Genomic DNA, 16,743 nt, shown 5'->3' with positions numbered 1-16,743 from the left:
CAGAATGTTTAACTTTGCTTTCAATTAAAAAGCATCAAAAAATAAGAATGATTCACATTCACGAAAAAACATTACAAGATTTAGAGTTTTCTACAGTTTTAAAACAAGTTAGCGAACATTGCATTACCGTTTTAGGAAATGAAAAGGCTTTAGATATAACGCCTTTTAGCACCAAAGAATTGCTCCTAAATAATTTACAATTAACAAACGAATATCTATCCACTTTTTATAACGATAATCACATCCCTAATCATGGTTTTGATACTATAACTAAAGAAATCCAGCTTTTACGCATTGAAAACACCTATTTAGAAGTTCATGGTCTAAAAAAAATTGTTTCTATTTCATTAACAACCAATGAAATTGTTAAGTTTTTAAAAAAGTTTGAAGATTACTACCCAAGTCTAAACCAATTTGCTTCTCACATAGAACTTACTAAAATCATTATAGAAAAAGTAGATGCTATTGTAGACCGTTTTGGAGACATCAAAGACAATGCATCTCCATTACTTTTTGATTTAAGGCAAAATATCAATAAAGTAAAAGGACAAATAAATCAAAGTTTTACTTCCGCTTTAAATATGTATCATGGCCTTGAATACTTAGATGATATTCGGGAATCGGTGGTGGACAACAGACGTGTTTTAGCTGTAAAAGCCATGTACCGTCGAAAAGTTAAAGGGTCTATTATGGGAAGTAGTAAAACGGGCAGCATTGTATACATGGAGCCTGAAACTACCTTAAAATATTCACGTGAACTCAATAATTTAGAATTTGAAGAAAATGAAGAAGTCGTTCGTATTTTAAAAGAGTTAACTAATTTTATACGTCCGTTTTTACCACTTTTAGAAAATTATCAAGATTTTTTAGTCGCCATGGATGTCATTTCTGCGAAAGCAAAATATGCACGTTCTATGAATGCTATTCTTCCTGAGATTTCAGAAGATAGAAGCATGCACTTACGAGATGCCTACCATCCACTACTTTATTTAAACAATTTAAAAAAGAAGGAAAAAACGTTTCCGCAGACTATAGAATTACAACAAGACAGCCGCATCATTGTTATTTCTGGTCCGAATGCGGGAGGAAAAAGCATCACTTTAAAAACAGTGGGGTTATTACAAGTGATGTTGCAAAGCGGCATGCTTATACCTGTACACGAACGTAGCAAAGTATGTTTATTTGATAGGATTTTGAGTGATATTGGTGATAATCAATCTATTGAAAACCACTTAAGTACTTATAGCTACCGATTGAAACAAATGAATTATTTTCTAAAGAAATGCAATAAAAACACTCTTTTTTTAATTGATGAATTTGGAACAGGAAGTGACCCCGAACTTGGAGGCGCTCTAGCGGAAACCTTTTTAGAAGAATTTTACCATCGGGAAGCCTTTGGTATTATTACCACACATTACGCTAACCTAAAAATACTGGCAAACGAACTCCCTTTTATGCTGAATGCCAATATGCTTTTCGACGAAAAAACCTTAGAGCCTTTATATAAACTGCTTATTGGACAAGCTGGAAGTAGTTTTACTTTTGAAGTAGCTCAAAAAAACGGTATTCCTTTCGGATTGATAAATCGTGCCAAAAAGAAAATTGAAAGAAGCAAAGTTCGCTTTGATGCCACCATTGCCAAACTTCAAAAGGAACGTTCAAAACTTGAAAAAACAGGAGAATCTTTAAAATTAAACGAAAAGAAAAAGATTAAAGAAGCTGATAAGCTAGAGGAAACGAATGCCAAAATTCAAAAGAAACTAGAAAGCTATCAAGAACTATACGATAGCAACCAGCGCCTCGTTTATTTAGGACAAAAAGTAAATGATATTGCTGAAAAATTTTTCGATACTAAACAAAAAAAACCTTTAATGGACGAGCTTTTTAAGTTAGTTCAAATAGAAAATTCTAAACGAAAAAAAGTAACTGTAAAAGAAAAAAAGGTAATAAAAGCAAAAGAAATACAAGTTAAGCAAGAAGCTGAAAAAGTAGTTACTGTTATTCGTGAAAAGAAAAAAGAAGCTAAAATAAAAGCCATTCAAGCACCTAAACCAAAAGTGTCTTTAAAAATTGGTGATAGAGTTCGTATGCAAGAGGGTCGTGCTATTGGAAGCATCGATAAAATTGAAAAAAATAAAGCCGTTGTTAATTATGGTATATTCACAACAAATGTGAGTGTTGACCAATTGGAGCTTGTTGAAGCTAAAAAATAAATGATGGATTACTTACTTAGATGGAATGACAAATATAACTGATTTACCCAATCATAAAAAGCTCATATTATTCGACGGTGTTTGTAACCTATGCAACACATCGGTGCAATATGTTATAAAACATGACCAAAATAATATTTTTATGTTTGCTGCTTTACAAAGTGATGCTGGTCTACAGGTTATTAAAAAACAGCAAATAGACACCATTAAAATAGATTCTATTTTGTTATATACGCCGGGAAGAGGCATCGATTACAAATCTACAGCTGCATTAAAAATAGCATACTATTTAGGGTTTCCACAAAATTTACTGACAGTGTTTTTTATAATCCCTACTTTTATTCGGAATTGGGTTTACGATTATATTGCAAAAAATCGTTACAAATGGTATGGCAAAAAAAAATCTTGTTGGATACCTACACCTGAATTAAGGAGTAAGTTTTTAGATTAAAAATATAACGTTATTTAACACTTGTAGCATAACTATTTAAAATACATTTGCTGTTTAAATATATTGATACAATGCGTTATAAATATTACCTAGCAGTTATAACAGCTTTTACCATTTGGGGCTTTTTTAGTCTTGTTCTAAAATCCTTAGACACATTTCCTGCTTTTGATATTTTAATTTACCGCGCAGTGATTTCAGTATGTATTATGCTATTAGCTTTGTTGTTTTTACGCCCTAAAGCCCTTAAAAAGAACATAAAACTATTCCAATCACTTCCAAGAAAAAACAAACATAATATATTAATTGTTAACCTTTTAAGCGGATTATTTTTAGCACTTAATTGGTTTATTTTTATATATGTAATGAATAACGTTAGCGTTAGCGCTACATCATTAGCCTATCTTATTTGCCCCATTTTAACAATGGTTTTAGCCTATCTTATTTTAAAAGAAAAACTCTTCAAAATACAATGGGTATCGGTTGCTTTAAGTTTGATAAGTTGTTTACTACTTTCTCTTGGCAATTTTATGGATTTATTTTACAGTATGATTATTGCTTTCACTTATGCCATTTATTTAGTATTGCAACGTAAAAATCAAGAAATGGATAGGTTTTTAGTTTTAACCTTTCAAATAGGTGTGGCTGTTATTTTATTGCTTCCATTTTCCCCGAACTACATATCTAATACTGAAAAAACAGCATTCTTTTATGCTATTATTGCGTTAATTGCTATTGTATTTACTATCATCCCTATGTATTTAAATATCTATGCGTTAAAAGGACTCAATTCTTCTGTTGTAGGGATATTTATTTACCTAAATCCTATTATTAATTTTTTGCTAGCTGTATTCTATTTTAAGGAACACATAAGCTTTTTACAGGGCTTAAGTTTTAGTCTTATTGGAATTTCTGTTATTATATTTAACATTCCTAATTTTAAAAATCAAGTGAACAAACGAAAAGCAACTCATATTAAAATTTGAGGGCTATTTAAATAGATCTTACAAAAAATGAAACTCCTTAAAAAGAAATTGCATTGCGTACCAACAAATTTGGTGAACTTAGTAACAGTCGATTTAAATTAGAAAACGGTAAATTCTATTTATTTGCAATAGCTTATTTACTACAACTCATTCTTCTTCAACCAAACTCCCCCACTCGGTCCAAGATCCATCATAAACTGCAATATTGTTATATCCAGATATGGTAGCACCCAACGCTAAAACACATGCTGTTATTCCCGAACCACAAGAAAAAATAATAGGCTCTTCTTTTTGTGCTAGATTCTTAAACTTAGTTTCAATAATTTCATTTGGCAGCAATTGATTATCTGTTAACAAATCTTCAAAAGGCAAGTTCATTGAATTGGGAATAGTTCCCATGCGCAAACCCACTCGGGGCTCTGCTTCTAAACTTTTAAAGCGTCCTTCAGAACGTGCATCAATGATAGTATGACTCTTCGTTTCCGAAGCTATTTTTATATCCTCAAAAAATTTCATTAACTCGGGTTTAAAAACGGCTTCAAAATTACCTGACTTACCTATGTATGCTTTCATGGACTCTGTTAAAAAACCAGCTTTTTTCCACGCAGGTAAACCACCATCTAAAACAGCTACATTATTGTACCCAAAAGCTTTAAATAACCACCAAACACGAGCACTGGAGTAAATGCCTTTATCATCATAAACCACAATAGCACTTTCTTTATTAATTCCTAAAGCTCTGGCTTCTTTTTGAAATTGTTCTTGTGCAGGAAAAGTTGATGGAAATGGCGCTAAAGTATTACTAAACTTATTTTTTATATCAAATAGTCTTGTTTTAGGAATTTGAGATTGCGATGTGTCAAACACTTTATTAATAGTGCCATCTAATACGACTAAATTATCGGCTTCTAAATTATCGTGAAGCCATGATACAGAAACGACGGGATGTGAAAGAGTGATTTCAGTCATAATAAATCGGACGCGTTTAAGAATCTAAATCGAATGTTTCTGTTGGGTTTTTAGTGTCGTGGTAATTTAACATATTTTCTCCGTCTGCAACAATAGAGCACACTGTGGCATCACCTGTTACGTTTACCACCGTTCTAAACATATCTAAAATTCTATCTACAGGAAAAATAATGGCAATCCAAACAGGATTTAACCCTACCGAATTCAATACCACAATAAGCATAACCAAACCTGCACTAGGTACAGCTGCAGAACCGATGGAGGCTAAGGTAGTCGTTAACACAACAGTTAATTGCTGACCAATAGTTAAATCTATCATATGCATTTGGGCTAAAAAGATAACTGCAACCGCTTGGTACAAACTGGTACCATCCATATTAACAGTGGCTCCAATTGGCAACACAAAACTGCTTACTTTTTTATCGACACCCATATTCTGTTCAACACATTCCATAGTAACAGGAAGTGTTGCAGCACTACTAGAAGTTGAAAACGCCAAGGTTTGTGCTGGCCCCATGGCTTTAAAAAAACCTAAATACGGTATTTTCTTTACAAATAATTTTAAAATGGTTGGATACACAACAAAAATCATTAATAAAAGTCCGATTAAAACGGTTACCGCATACCAACTTAACCCTTTAAAAATCTCAATAACTTTACCCACATCATCTCCAGCCATTTTACTCACCACACCTGCTAATAAAGCAAAAACAAAAAATGGGGCAGCTTGCATAACTAAATCTACCATTTTTAAAAATACTTCATTAATACCCTCCACCAAAATTAAAACAGGTTGTGATTTTTCATTCGGAATAAATAATAAACAAACCCCAAAAAACAAAGCAAAAAAGATAATCTGCAACATTAATCCATTATCAGAAAGCGATGCAAAGAAATTATCGGGCACCATATCTACTAATGGTTGCAACGGCGAAACAGTTTGTTGTTTACTAGCTTTCTCCAGTTTATCAGAAACAGAAGCTTCTTTTAATTCTGCTTTTGATAATTTTGAAATTTCTTGTGCACGCTCAAAAAACTCGGGATCTTTTAAATAATTAATACCGTCTTTAACCTCATGGCCTTCAGAAGCCGCCCATATTTCATAACTAATTCTATTGTCAATTCTACTTTGTTCATCTATTATCTTACCTGGTTTTATAACATTCACTAGCAGCAATCCTAAAGATATAGCCATTATAGTTGTTAATAAATAAATGAATAATGTTTTTCCTCCCATTCTACCTAAGCTTTTAGGGTCTCCAATGTTGGCAACACCGCCTATAATAGAAAATAATACTAAGGGTACCGCTATAAGTTTTAGCAGGTTTATAAAAATAACACCAAAAGGATCAATCCAATTTATATTAAACGCACTCCAACCAAATGAACTTGAAAGTAACGCCCATACAATCCCCAGCGTCATACCAATTAATATTTTCCAGTGTAGTGCTAGTTTTTTCATTCCTCTCTTAACCTCTCCAAAAGAGAGGGACTGTTTTTAGTTAATTTTTAATTGGGTAACAAGATAAGTATTTAAACGTTGTTTAGAAATTTCTGGTTTAGAAATTTTGTGATAATATTGTTTATACAAGGCTATATATTATCTAGTTTTAGTTTGGGTGGAAACTATCATGTCTTTTTCTTTTATACAGTAGTCGAAATTTTCAATAATAATAATAATAATAATAATAATATCTATCCAATTACTGTAGCAAAACTTACAAAGTATAGGCCTATTTTATTATGAAATTTATACTTTCTATTCATAGCCCTAGATTACAAAAAGCTACTCTAATTACTTAACATAGCTTTATTGTTTTTTTTTCTGGCTCTTGCTGGCTTTTACAACTTAAAAAAAAGGTTAAATCACTAAATATTAATCATTTAATTGTTCAACTTAATGACATTGACCTAGAGCTACCGACGTTGGTGAAGGGGGGATTACTTTATTGGGAATGTAGTTGCTTTGTTGAGAATACACATTGAAAACTACAGAAACAAACAGTAGTATTATTATTGTTTTATTTTTCATAATTATTGGCTGTTTAATAATTTTTCTATCTTAATTAAGTTCCTTATTGAAAATTCAATCTCCCTTCCAAGTTTTTAATCTTGGATTTTTTTGTTTTAGAGAATAAAAAACAGTAGCAAACAAAGATTTGCTTTTTTATTGATTTTAAAATTTACAATTAAATTATAATCATCTCAAAAATAATACATTATGACAAAAAATAGATAAGGATAATCCTTGAAATATATAAGGATTTAACGTTTTTTTTAAGCATTCACACATTTGCATTATAAATAGGCACCTTGGCTATATTAGTTGATACTTTTTTAATGAAATGTATCAGTCAGGCAAGGCAACCTCTACTTATAAAACAATTAATCACATAAAGATTAATCACTTAAATAGAAATAAGGTGTTTAATTATTTATATTAAGGTTTCTACTTACAGAATTCTTAAAGATTATTGATTTATTAATGAACTTAATTTTGTATTACATTATTATATGAATTATCCATAGGCACTATGACGAATGACTCACCCTAGATTATTAATTTCTCTATAGATGGTATTAAAGAAAGAAACAGCCATCACAATTCTGCTAAGAAACAACCCGTCACAAATATTGTTAAAATTACATATTACTATTAATTATTCTTTCTTTTGTTCTTTCTTGTTTAAAACTTAAATTGAATACCTTTATTCAAAATAAAACTTAAGCGATACAAACACTTTCGAATAATACACTAAATAAAATTTTGAATGTTTAGACATCAAGGTAAAAGCAGAACATTAAAACACAACCTACGTATTGCCACCATTTTGTCTTTTGTTGCAGGAGTAGTAAATGTTACTGGCTTTTTGGCTTTTAAACAGTTGACTACAAATGTTACAGGACACTTTGCTTTATTTATTAATGATGTTGCAAATTTTGAATTTTGGAAAGGCACCATCTATTTTCTATATATTTTCGCTTTTCTATTGGGTTCTTTTTCATCCAGTTTTCTTATTGAAACCTTTAAGGAAAACAAAAAACTAAATGTATTTGTTATACCCACTATAATTGAATGTGTCATTTTAGTAGCAATTGCACTATTTAGCGATATTTTAGAAATAAAATATCCAGACATAATAGCTTGTTTGCTACTCTTTGCTATGGGATTACAAAACTCATATGTGACAAAAATTTCAAATGCCATTGTAAGAACAACACATTTAACTGGCCTTTTTACAGATTTAGGTATTGAAATATCTCAATTATTCTTCCCAAAAAAATACCCGCTTAAGGACAAGCTAAAAGCAACCATTAAACTTAGAAGTTACATTATTTTATTCTTTTTTGCAGGTGGAATAGTTGGTGGGTATCTATATTCTGAAATGAATTTAAAATTAAACACCTTGATTTTTGGAGCATTAATTTTACTAATAAGTTTATTTTATGACGATTTCAGGTATAAACTAATAAAAACAAAAAGAAAATATAAACATCGAAAAAAACGACACTAAGCGTATTAAAAAGAAAAGTTTCCGTAGAATGTATAACCTAGACATATGTTAAGTAAAAAGAAATAATTACTATTTTTACAAACCTAAAAAGGTATTACATTGTTGTTACACCTAATTATTCTACAAACAAATTATACTTGTTTAAGCAAGTTTATTATATAGTGAAATTAAAACAAAGAAGGAAACTAGTTACCTATTTAAACATTTTAGACCAACCCATACGGTTTAATCCTTTTGTTTTTAGCCGTACGTTTGTGCTATGGGCATTAGTTGGGTTAATAGGTGGTGTTATAGCCGGTATTTATTGGATGGTGCTTGAATTTTTGACCCACAAACTGGCATTTTTTTCTGGTTGGGAAGTGATTCCTGTTATGGCTAGTTGCGGACTTTTAGCAGGTTTAATTATTCATTTTATTGGCGACCCTGGTGAAATACATTTAATAGTAAATAACATTCGTTTTAATAATGGCAAGCTAGACCCCAAGAACAACCCTTCTATGGTGTTGTCTTCTTTATTATGCGTTGCGTCGGGAGGGAGTTTAGGTCCTGAAGCTCCTTTGGTACAAGTAACAGGTTCTACAGGAAGTTGGTTAGGGAAATTATTCAGGCTTAAAGGTGAAGAATTAAGATCGTTAAGTATTGCAGGTATGGCATCGGGCTTTACAGCCCTATTTGGTGCACCATTAGGCGGAAGTTTGTTTTCGTTAGAAATATTGCACCACAAACACGCCGTTGAATATTATAAAGCGATCATTCCCGCTTTAGTGGCTAGTAGTTTTAGTTATATTGTTTTTGCTTTAATAATCCATTTGGGTTTGGGTGCTACCTGGGATTTATCGTCTTATGAATACTCAGGAATTTTTGATTTTAGCTATGCGTGTTTATTTGCTATTGTAGGCACCTTTTTTGGATGGGTATTTATATACATCACAAAGTGCTTTAAACTGATATTCGAGAAACAACCCATCCCTATTTATATAAAAACATTAATAGGTGGTGTACTACTTGGTTGTATTGCTTATTATTTTCCTATGACAAGGTATTTTGGACATCACCAAATTAATGAATTGCTAATAGGAAACTATTCGTTACAACTTTTAATAACTGTTTTATTTTTCAAAATCATTGCCATTTCTATAACCGTAACTTCTGGCTGGAGGGGTGGTTTTATCATTCCGCTATTTTTTGTTGGCGCCACATTGGGTTTAATTATTAATAAACTATTTCCAACCATCAACACCACTTTAGCCATTGTTAGCTGTATGGCTGCCATTAACGCTTGCGTAACCAGAACCCCTATGAGTACCACTATTTTACTTGCTACATTAACAGGGTTTGGGCATTTTATTCCTATTTTATTTGCCAGTTTAACAGGTTACTTTTTAGCACCAAGAATACCTTTTATAGGATCGCAAATGGAAGAAAAATAAGTTTACCCACATTTAAACGCAGAGAAATTGCATTATTAAAGAGTTGCTTGCTGTTATCACTAAAAAACTCAAAGAACGATTTTGTTAAAGTTTTGTTAATGAAAATATTTGTTTATAATATGCCTAAAACATTACTTTTGCAGGAATAAATAAAAGAGTCATGAACCCATCAGCTAACGGCTGGATTAAAAAACTACTTAAAGAAGTCACTAAAAACACTTCTTTTCTAAACGTTGAAAGTGAGACCTTTTACAACGCTTTACGAGATTGTGGGTTTATTTATGGAAGTAATTTTGATATTGTTTGTAATGTAATTTCAAATCATGATTTTACCGATGAAGAGCTTTCTAAAACCAATTTGTGTTTAGCGCTACTATACACGCACACAAATTCTAAAACAGAAATTCCTTTTGTTGATAGTGTTATTAACTTTTACACCGAAATAAATGAACTTAAAACTTCGTTTTTCTTAGGTTTTCTTGGTGATAAAAAATCTAGCGAACAACTAGAAAAAATAATACACAAGCGTATTCAAATTGATGACAACTTCATTACCAAAAATTTTAATTACTTTATAATTAATGCGCTCCTTTATGTTGATGTGCTAGCGTATGAAGAGTTCTTAAAACTTGAAACTATATCTATTGACTATATCAAAACATTAGAATCTTCAATTGAAGCTATTTCTTTAGGTGCTTTAAATTCAAAAGCATCAAAAAACAAATACGATGATGGTTTAATTAAATTGTTTGAATCGTCGTTACGCTTTCATGACAGTACCCCTATCATTTATTCCGAAGCCATAAAAACTATAAAAACCAATTTAGAAAAGTATTATATTCTAGATTTAGCATGTATGGCGACATGGAGTGATAAAACAATTGATAAAAGAGAACAACAATTTCTACTTCAATTAAGCGCCGATTTATATGTTGATGCTGTGCACATCAAACAATCCATGAAAACGGTAAATACCTTTTACAATGTACATAGAGACGATATTGCTTTGTTAAGTTCTAGCAACATGGCACAGAGTTTTTACAATAACTCGAGTAAAATGGTTAAAAAGCTTATTATTAGAAACAGCAAACGCCTGTATCAAGAGTTAAAAGACAGCAAAGAACTTATGGTACTGCTTACACAATCTACTCAACGCGATTTAACCCGTGTTGAACAAAAAAAAGTACAAGAGCAATTGCTAGATATTTTTAAGTCTATTCCTAGTCTCGCCATTTTTTTACTACCTGGTGGCGCGCTATTATTACCTTTGGTTGTTAAATTCATTCCCAAACTATTACCTTCCGCTTTTGATGAAAACAGAATTGAGGAATAAAAATTTAAAATCTCGTTTTTTTCATTAAATTTACCAATACTTCGTATGAACCTAAAACCCAGCTTAAATTTTGAAGAAATCGTATTCCATTAAGGAAATTAACAGCATTTTAAACGGTGAGTTAATTGGAAACACCACACAATCCATTGAAGGCCCTGAGCAATTACAAAACGCTAACAGCAACCATATTACTTTTATAGGAAGTACTAAATATGCTAAACATTGGGCAGACTCTAAAGCTTGCGCTGCCGTAATAAATGATACTTTAAAAATAGAACCTGGTAATAACAGAGCTTTAATTAAGGTAAAAAATGCCGACTTAGCCATGGCTAAAATATTAGAGCTATTTAACCCACCATCACCCGTATTTGATACTGATATCCATCCTACCGCAGTAGTTCACGATACAGCAAAAATAGGAGCAGGATGTAAAATTGGTGCTAACTGCTATGTTGGTAAAGATGTAGAATTAGGCAATGACGTTATTTTATACCCTAATGTATGTGTATTTGATGAAACAATTATAGGTGATAATACCATCGTTTGGTCTGGAACCGTTATTAGAGAGCGTTGTATTATTGGTAACCATTGTATTTTTCACACCAACGTTAGTATTGGTGCTGATGGTTTTGGTTACAGACCAAGTGATGATGGTCGAGGCCTTGTTAAAATACCGCAAATAGGTAATGTTATCATAGGGCATTATGTTGAAATTGGTGCCAACTCCTGTGTAGATCGTGCTAAGTTCAGTTCAACCATTATAGGCGATGGTTGCAAAATTGATAATTTAGTACAAGTAGCACACAACAGTATTATGGGACGCTCTTGCATAATGGCGGGACATAGCGGACTTGCTGGCTCAGTAACCTTAGGAGATGGTGTTATTATTGGCGGTAGTGCTTCTATTAAAGACCATACCACCATTCATTCGGGTGCCACCGTTGGTGCAGGATCTGGAGTGGTTGGAGATGTGGCAGCTGGAAAAACCGTTTTAGGGTATCCGGCGCAAGATGCTAGAGATATGTTGAAACAATGGGTGGCTTTACGTCAGTTTATGAAAAAACAATAAGGGTATTATTTACCTAGAATTTCATTAAATTTACGCGATTTTTTTGCGTTAGGGATAGCAGTGAAAATCCTTTTTAAAACGTATTGAAATAAAACTTTGGTAAAAACTAAAATTGGCAAATTGCTTCTTTAGTGCCTCCTCACAATGACCTTTTAAAAAGATTGCAACGAATAGCCCGACCCTTTTCGGGTAACGCCCAAATAATTATTAATATTAAAAAGATTTTAAATGATACGTAATATTGAAAACATAGAATTACAGTATTTAACTTTAGAAGACTACCAACAGCTTAAAGAAGTAATGATTGAAGCTTACGCTAGTATGCCGGGGTCGTACTGGAGAAAATACCATATAAAATCTTTAATTGAAAAATTTCCGGAAGGACAAGTAGTTATTAAAGTTAATGGGCAATTGGCGGGTTGTGCTTTATCTATTATTTTAGATTATAATCAATTTGACGACCACCATACGTATGAAGATATTACGGGGAATTTTACATTTAGCACGCATAACGATAGAGGCGATGTGTTGTATGGTATTGATGTGTTTATAAAAAAAGAATACCGTGGCTTACGCCTTGGCAGACGTTTATACGATTACCGAAAAGAGCTTACTGAAAAATTAAACCTAAGAGGTATTGCTTTTGGTGGTAGAATACCTAACTACCATAAGCACGCTGAACTAATGAGCCCTAAAGAATATATTGACAAGGTTAGAAGAAAAGAAATTCACGACCCAGTTTTAAACTTTCAGATATCGAACGATTTTCATCCATCTAAAATATTAAAAGGCTATTTGGAAGGCGATACAGCTTCAGGAGAATTTGCGGTGCTTTTAGAATGGGATAACATTTACTACGAGAAGAAAACCAACAAAGCTATTACTAAGAAAAAAGTAGTGCGCCTAGGCTTAATACAATGGCAAATGCGTTTGTATAAAGACATGGAAGAATTGATGCAACAAGCGGAGTTTTTTATAGATTCCGTGTCGGCATATCGTTCTGATTTCGCTTTGTTTCCCGAATTTTTTAATGCACCTTTAATGGCAGACCATAACCACATGCCCGAAAGTCAAGCCATTCGAGAACTAGCAAAACACACTCCAACTATTGTACAAAAATTTTCTGAATTTGCTATTTCATACAACATCAATATCATCACAGGCAGTATGCCCGAATTAAGAGGCGATTTGTTATACAATGTGGGGTATTTATGTAAGCGAGATGGAACTACCGAACGCTACGAAAAACTACACGTAACCCCTGATGAAGCTAAAGTTTGGGGCATGCAAGGTGGAAATGAATTAAGAACCTATGATACTGATTGTGGTAAAATTGGTATTCTTATTTGTTACGATTCGGAGTTCCCGGAATTGAGCAGAATTCTTGCGGATGAAGGTATGGATATATTATTTGTACCGTTTTTAACCGATACTCAAAATGGTTATTCCAGAGTGCGCCATTGTGCTCAAGCTCGTGCTATAGAAAACGAATGTTATGTAGCCATCGCTGGGAGTGTTGGTAATTTACCAAAAGTACACAATATGGATATACAATTTGCACAATCGATGGTATTTACACCTTGCGATTTTGCATTTCCTGCCAATGGAATAAAAGCCGAAGCCACTACTAATACTGAAATGATTTTAATTGCTGATGTAGATATTGATATGCTTCGTGAATTGAATCAATTTGGTAGTGTTAGAAACTTGCGTGATAGACGTAAGGATTTGTTTGAATTGCGGAAGAAATAGATTTATTTTAAAATTATATATTTAGAATCCTGATAAGTTTATCAGGATTTTTTTATTATTTAAAATTTGCTATTTGACTTTGTAGAAAATTTCAATTAAATTCGTTTAACATTAGTTATAAAATATTAAAACGATTTCATATTTTCTAGCTAGCGGTCATTACATCCACCTAATTTCAAGATTTAATACTGCAAATTTATATACGTTACTACCATTACTAATCAAGCGTAATTATTTAGATAACAATATCTTTTAAAATAAATTACCGAACGTTTGGTAAAATACTTTTCAGTTTATACATTTGCCATATGAGACCACAAAAAATAGAAGAACAAGATATGCTTGATGGCTTTGCAAAACTATTTAGAGAAAAAGGCTATGAAGGAACAAGCTTGGCTGAGTTAGCAGAAGTTACCGGATTAAAAAAAGCAAGCTTATATCATAGGTTCCCCAAAGGAAAAGAAGAAATGGCACAAGCTGTATTGCTACATGTTAATAATTGGGTAGAGGAAAATGTTTTTAATACGTTAACCAATCAATTACTCTCTCCTAAAGAGCGACTTAAAAATGGATTACAATCTATAAAGGAACTATACGCAGAAGGTAACAATCCTTGTCTTTTACAAACCTTTTCAATGCAATCTGGAGTAAACTTATTTAATCAACTTATTAATGATTCTATGTCACATTGGGTGGATGCTTTTACAAATATTGGTTTAGCATTTGATTTAACCCTATATGTAGCAAAAGAAAAAGCTATTCAGGTGCTTATTGATATTCAAGGTAGTCTTATCGTATCAAGAGGTTTTAATAACCCCAATATTTTTATTAATACCTTAAATAATATTGAAGTTATATACGCTAAAGATTAAAAAAAAATTTACTTTAATATTTTACCGAACGTTCGGTTTTTCACTACTATTATAAAACTATAAATTCAAATAACATGAAAAAAACGAAATGGATTCACATAATCTGTATAGCAGTATTTATTGGCTGCACAAATAATACAATCGATACAAAAAAGATAATAAAAACTGAAAATAAAATGAATCAAATTAAATACAGAAATACAGTAGTTGATGGCGTATCAATTGCTTATCGAGAAGTTGGAGATGTAAATAAACCAACAATTTTATTGTTACACGGTTACCCATCATCATCACATCAGTACAGGAAAGTACTTAATCAACTTGGGGATGAATTTCACTTAATAGCTCCAGATTATCCAGGTTTTGGTAATAGTGATTTTCCTTCTCCTGAAATATATGAATACACCTTTGATAATATGGCTCTCACAATTCAGTCATTTATTAAATTAAAAGGGTTAGACTCTTATGCAATAATGATGCAAGATTATGGGGCTCCTATCGGTTTCAGAATTGCAACTGCAAACCCAGAAAAAGTAACCGCAATTATAACTCAAAATGGGAACGCATATGAAGAAGGTATTGGTGAAGCTTGGGCAGGTATTAAAGAATTTTGGAAAAACAGAAATGAAAGTACAGAAAAAGCTTTGTTGCCTGCATTTACGCTAGAAGGTTTAAAATGGCAATATACTCACGGTACTAGAAGTCCTGAAAACATCAATGCTGATACATGGCATTTAGATTATTTAAGAATGTCACGTCCTAATGCCCACAGAGTAAATTTAGATTTATGGTATGATTATCAAAGTAATTTAAAATTATATCCTATATGGCAAGAATATCTAAGAGAAAACCAACCACCATTATTAGTTGTTTGGGGTAAAAATGATAAATACTTTCCGGAAAGCGGTGCAGAAGCATTTAAACAAGATGTTAAGAAAATAGATTATAATATTTATAATACTGGACATTTTGCTCTTGAAGAAAATGGAGATGAGATAATATCCAAAATACGAGATTTTATGAATGCTTTATAGTAATTCCAAAAGCTTAAAAACAAATTATTGTTGACTACTTAAAATTTTACCAGTTATCAGATCCTGGCCTATTGTAGACTACAAGTTTAAAATTAAAATTATATGAAAGCAGTTTTAAAAAGAACATTACTATTATTTAGTATAGTTCAATTAATAAGTGTAAAATCGTTAGCACAAGAAAAACAAAACCAATTTATTATCAAAATCGGGGAGGTAGAAGTTATATCATTATCTGACGGTATTGTGCCGACAGATGCCTTTAAATTATTAAAAGAGGAACATTCTGGTCTAATCGATAGTTTGCTTACTAAATCTGGGGTAGAAAACCCGGTAAATATTCAAGTCAATGCATTTCTAGTTTTATTAGATAATAAAAAAATTCTAATTGATGCTGGAGCGGGTGATTTTTTAAATATTGACTCAGCAGGAAAACTAGTAGAGAGTTTAAAAATGGCAGGATATGAACCAAAAGATATCACAGATATACTACTAACTCATGTTCATGCGGATCATTCTGGTGGATTAGCAATTGATAATGAAAGTGTGTTTCCAAATGCTATTATTCATTTACACGAACTTGAATATAACTATTATATAGATAATAAGAATCTTAATGGAATGAAAGAGATGGAGCGAATTTTTTTCCTAAAAGAACAAGCAATATTGGCTTTATATAAAAATAGAATAAAGACTTTTAAAGGTTCTAAAAAAATATTTCCCGAAATAAAAACAGTTCCCTTGCTAGGGCACACTCCTGGCCATACGGCTTACTTACTTAAAAGTAATCATAATAAAATACTGTTTTGGGGAGATATGGTACATATAAAAGAAATACAATTTGTATTGCCAAACCTAGCAGATTCATATGATATAGATATTGAAAAAGGAAAAAACCAACGTCTTAAAATTTATAAAAATCTAGCTCGTAAAAAACTAACTATTGCAGGAGCTCACATTAAGTTTCCTGGTATTGGTAAACTTAATAAAAGTAAAAACGAGTATGAATGGATTCCTATTGAATAATTCATTTGATAGTGCTGGTTTTTTGACTTAGTCTTTTTATATTATTTTAACACAGTTAACAATATCAATATTTTTTACTGATAATTTTTTACCATTTGA

At 31.8% G+C, this 16,743-nt stretch carries 13 protein-coding genes; 11 read left to right on the top strand and 2 right to left on the bottom strand.

Annotated features, from left to right (window positions below; genetic code table 11):
• Positions 1 to 47: 47 nt before the first annotated feature.
• The 3 genes from QLS71_RS14705 to QLS71_RS14695 all read left to right on the top strand — a co-directional run bounded on the left by QLS71_RS14705 (position 48) and on the right by QLS71_RS14695 (position 3,647).
• Positions 48 to 2,213, top strand: coding sequence for a DNA mismatch repair protein MutS (locus tag QLS71_RS14705; protein WP_308993255.1), 2,166 nt, complete (start codon positions 48 to 50; stop codon positions 2,211 to 2,213).
• Between the two features lie 25 nt (positions 2,214 to 2,238).
• Complete coding sequence (locus QLS71_RS14700) at positions 2,239 to 2,664, top strand: DCC1-like thiol-disulfide oxidoreductase family protein (protein ID WP_308993256.1); 426 nt, start codon at positions 2,239 to 2,241, stop codon at positions 2,662 to 2,664.
• 71 nt (positions 2,665 to 2,735) lie between these two features.
• Positions 2,736 to 3,647 (top strand): EamA family transporter, encoded by a 912-nt coding sequence (locus tag QLS71_RS14695; protein WP_308993257.1) that lies wholly within the window; start codon positions 2,736 to 2,738, stop codon positions 3,645 to 3,647.
• Positions 3,648 to 3,794: 147 nt separating this feature from the next.
• Here QLS71_RS14695 and QLS71_RS14690 read toward each other — a convergent pair whose 3' ends face one another.
• Together QLS71_RS14690 and QLS71_RS14685 are read right to left on the bottom strand one after the other, a co-directional pair.
• Entirely contained in the window at positions 3,795 to 4,616 is an 822-nt protein-coding gene (locus QLS71_RS14690; RefSeq protein WP_308993258.1) for a rhodanese-like domain-containing protein, read from the bottom strand.
• Between the two features lie 16 nt (positions 4,617 to 4,632).
• Entirely contained in the window at positions 4,633 to 6,078 is a 1,446-nt protein-coding gene (locus QLS71_RS14685; RefSeq protein ID WP_308993259.1) for a dicarboxylate/amino acid:cation symporter, read from the bottom strand.
• A gap of 1,309 nt (positions 6,079 to 7,387) precedes the next feature.
• Here QLS71_RS14685 and QLS71_RS14680 point away from each other — a divergent pair.
• From QLS71_RS14680 to QLS71_RS14645, 8 genes are all read left to right on the top strand, one after another.
• Positions 7,388 to 8,131: a YoaK family protein gene (locus tag QLS71_RS14680; RefSeq protein WP_308993260.1), complete on the top strand. Its 744-nt coding sequence runs from the start codon at positions 7,388 to 7,390 to the stop codon at positions 8,129 to 8,131.
• A 161-nt stretch (positions 8,132 to 8,292) separates the two neighbouring features.
• On the top strand, positions 8,293 to 9,561 hold the full coding sequence (locus QLS71_RS14675; RefSeq protein WP_308993261.1) for a chloride channel protein: 1,269 nt from the start codon (positions 8,293 to 8,295) through the stop codon (positions 9,559 to 9,561).
• A gap of 160 nt (positions 9,562 to 9,721) precedes the next feature.
• Positions 9,722 to 10,894, top strand: a complete 1,173-nt coding sequence (locus QLS71_RS14670; protein ID WP_308993262.1) for an LETM1-related biofilm-associated protein — start codon at positions 9,722 to 9,724, stop codon at positions 10,892 to 10,894.
• 70 nt (positions 10,895 to 10,964) lie between these two features.
• Complete coding sequence (gene lpxD / locus QLS71_RS14665; protein WP_308993263.1) at positions 10,965 to 11,963, top strand: UDP-3-O-(3-hydroxymyristoyl)glucosamine N-acyltransferase; 999 nt, start codon at positions 10,965 to 10,967, stop codon at positions 11,961 to 11,963.
• 228 nt (positions 11,964 to 12,191) lie between these two features.
• On the top strand, positions 12,192 to 13,715 hold the full coding sequence (locus QLS71_RS14660; protein WP_308993264.1) for a carbon-nitrogen hydrolase family protein: 1,524 nt from the start codon (positions 12,192 to 12,194) through the stop codon (positions 13,713 to 13,715).
• 308 nt (positions 13,716 to 14,023) lie between these two features.
• Positions 14,024 to 14,587, top strand: a complete 564-nt coding sequence (locus QLS71_RS14655) for a TetR/AcrR family transcriptional regulator (protein ID WP_308993265.1) — start codon at positions 14,024 to 14,026, stop codon at positions 14,585 to 14,587.
• A 176-nt stretch (positions 14,588 to 14,763) separates the two neighbouring features.
• A complete protein-coding gene (locus QLS71_RS14650; RefSeq protein WP_308993266.1) occupies positions 14,764 to 15,621 on the top strand; it encodes an alpha/beta hydrolase in 858 nt (285 codons plus the stop codon).
• A 102-nt stretch (positions 15,622 to 15,723) separates the two neighbouring features.
• Positions 15,724 to 16,644, top strand: a complete 921-nt coding sequence (locus QLS71_RS14645; protein WP_308993267.1) for an MBL fold metallo-hydrolase — start codon at positions 15,724 to 15,726, stop codon at positions 16,642 to 16,644.
• Positions 16,645 to 16,743 lie beyond the last annotated feature (99 nt).

It is taken from the genome of Mariniflexile litorale (assembly GCF_031128465.2).
GTDB classification, from domain to species: domain Bacteria; phylum Bacteroidota; class Bacteroidia; order Flavobacteriales; family Flavobacteriaceae; genus Mariniflexile; species Mariniflexile litorale.
The sequence above is the reverse complement of the archived record's forward strand: the minus strand, read 5'-3'. Positions and strand labels throughout refer to the sequence as shown.

What these genes read in the sequence shown, in the direction of transcription:
- QLS71_RS14655 (WP_308993265.1), top strand. Translation starts at nt 14,024, where the DNA reads ATGAGACCACAAAAAATAGAAGAACAAGATATGCTTGATGGCTTTGCA.
- QLS71_RS14685 (WP_308993259.1), bottom strand. Translation starts at nt 6,078, where the DNA reads ATGAAAAAACTAGCACTACACTGGAAAATATTAATTGGTATGACGCTG.
- QLS71_RS14650 (WP_308993266.1), top strand. Translation starts at nt 14,764, where the DNA reads ATGAATCAAATTAAATACAGAAATACAGTAGTTGATGGCGTATCAATT.
- QLS71_RS14680 (WP_308993260.1), top strand. Translation starts at nt 7,388, where the DNA reads ATGTTTAGACATCAAGGTAAAAGCAGAACATTAAAACACAACCTACGT.
- QLS71_RS14670 (WP_308993262.1), top strand. Translation starts at nt 9,722, where the DNA reads ATGAACCCATCAGCTAACGGCTGGATTAAAAAACTACTTAAAGAAGTC.
- QLS71_RS14690 (WP_308993258.1), bottom strand. Translation starts at nt 4,616, where the DNA reads ATGACTGAAATCACTCTTTCACATCCCGTCGTTTCTGTATCATGGCTT.
- QLS71_RS14660 (WP_308993264.1), top strand. Translation starts at nt 12,192, where the DNA reads ATGATACGTAATATTGAAAACATAGAATTACAGTATTTAACTTTAGAA.
- QLS71_RS14700 (WP_308993256.1), top strand. Translation starts at nt 2,239, where the DNA reads ATGACAAATATAACTGATTTACCCAATCATAAAAAGCTCATATTATTC.
- QLS71_RS14695 (WP_308993257.1), top strand. Translation starts at nt 2,736, where the DNA reads ATGCGTTATAAATATTACCTAGCAGTTATAACAGCTTTTACCATTTGG.
- QLS71_RS14645 (WP_308993267.1), top strand. Translation starts at nt 15,724, where the DNA reads ATGAAAGCAGTTTTAAAAAGAACATTACTATTATTTAGTATAGTTCAA.
- QLS71_RS14705 (WP_308993255.1), top strand. Translation starts at nt 48, where the DNA reads ATGATTCACATTCACGAAAAAACATTACAAGATTTAGAGTTTTCTACA.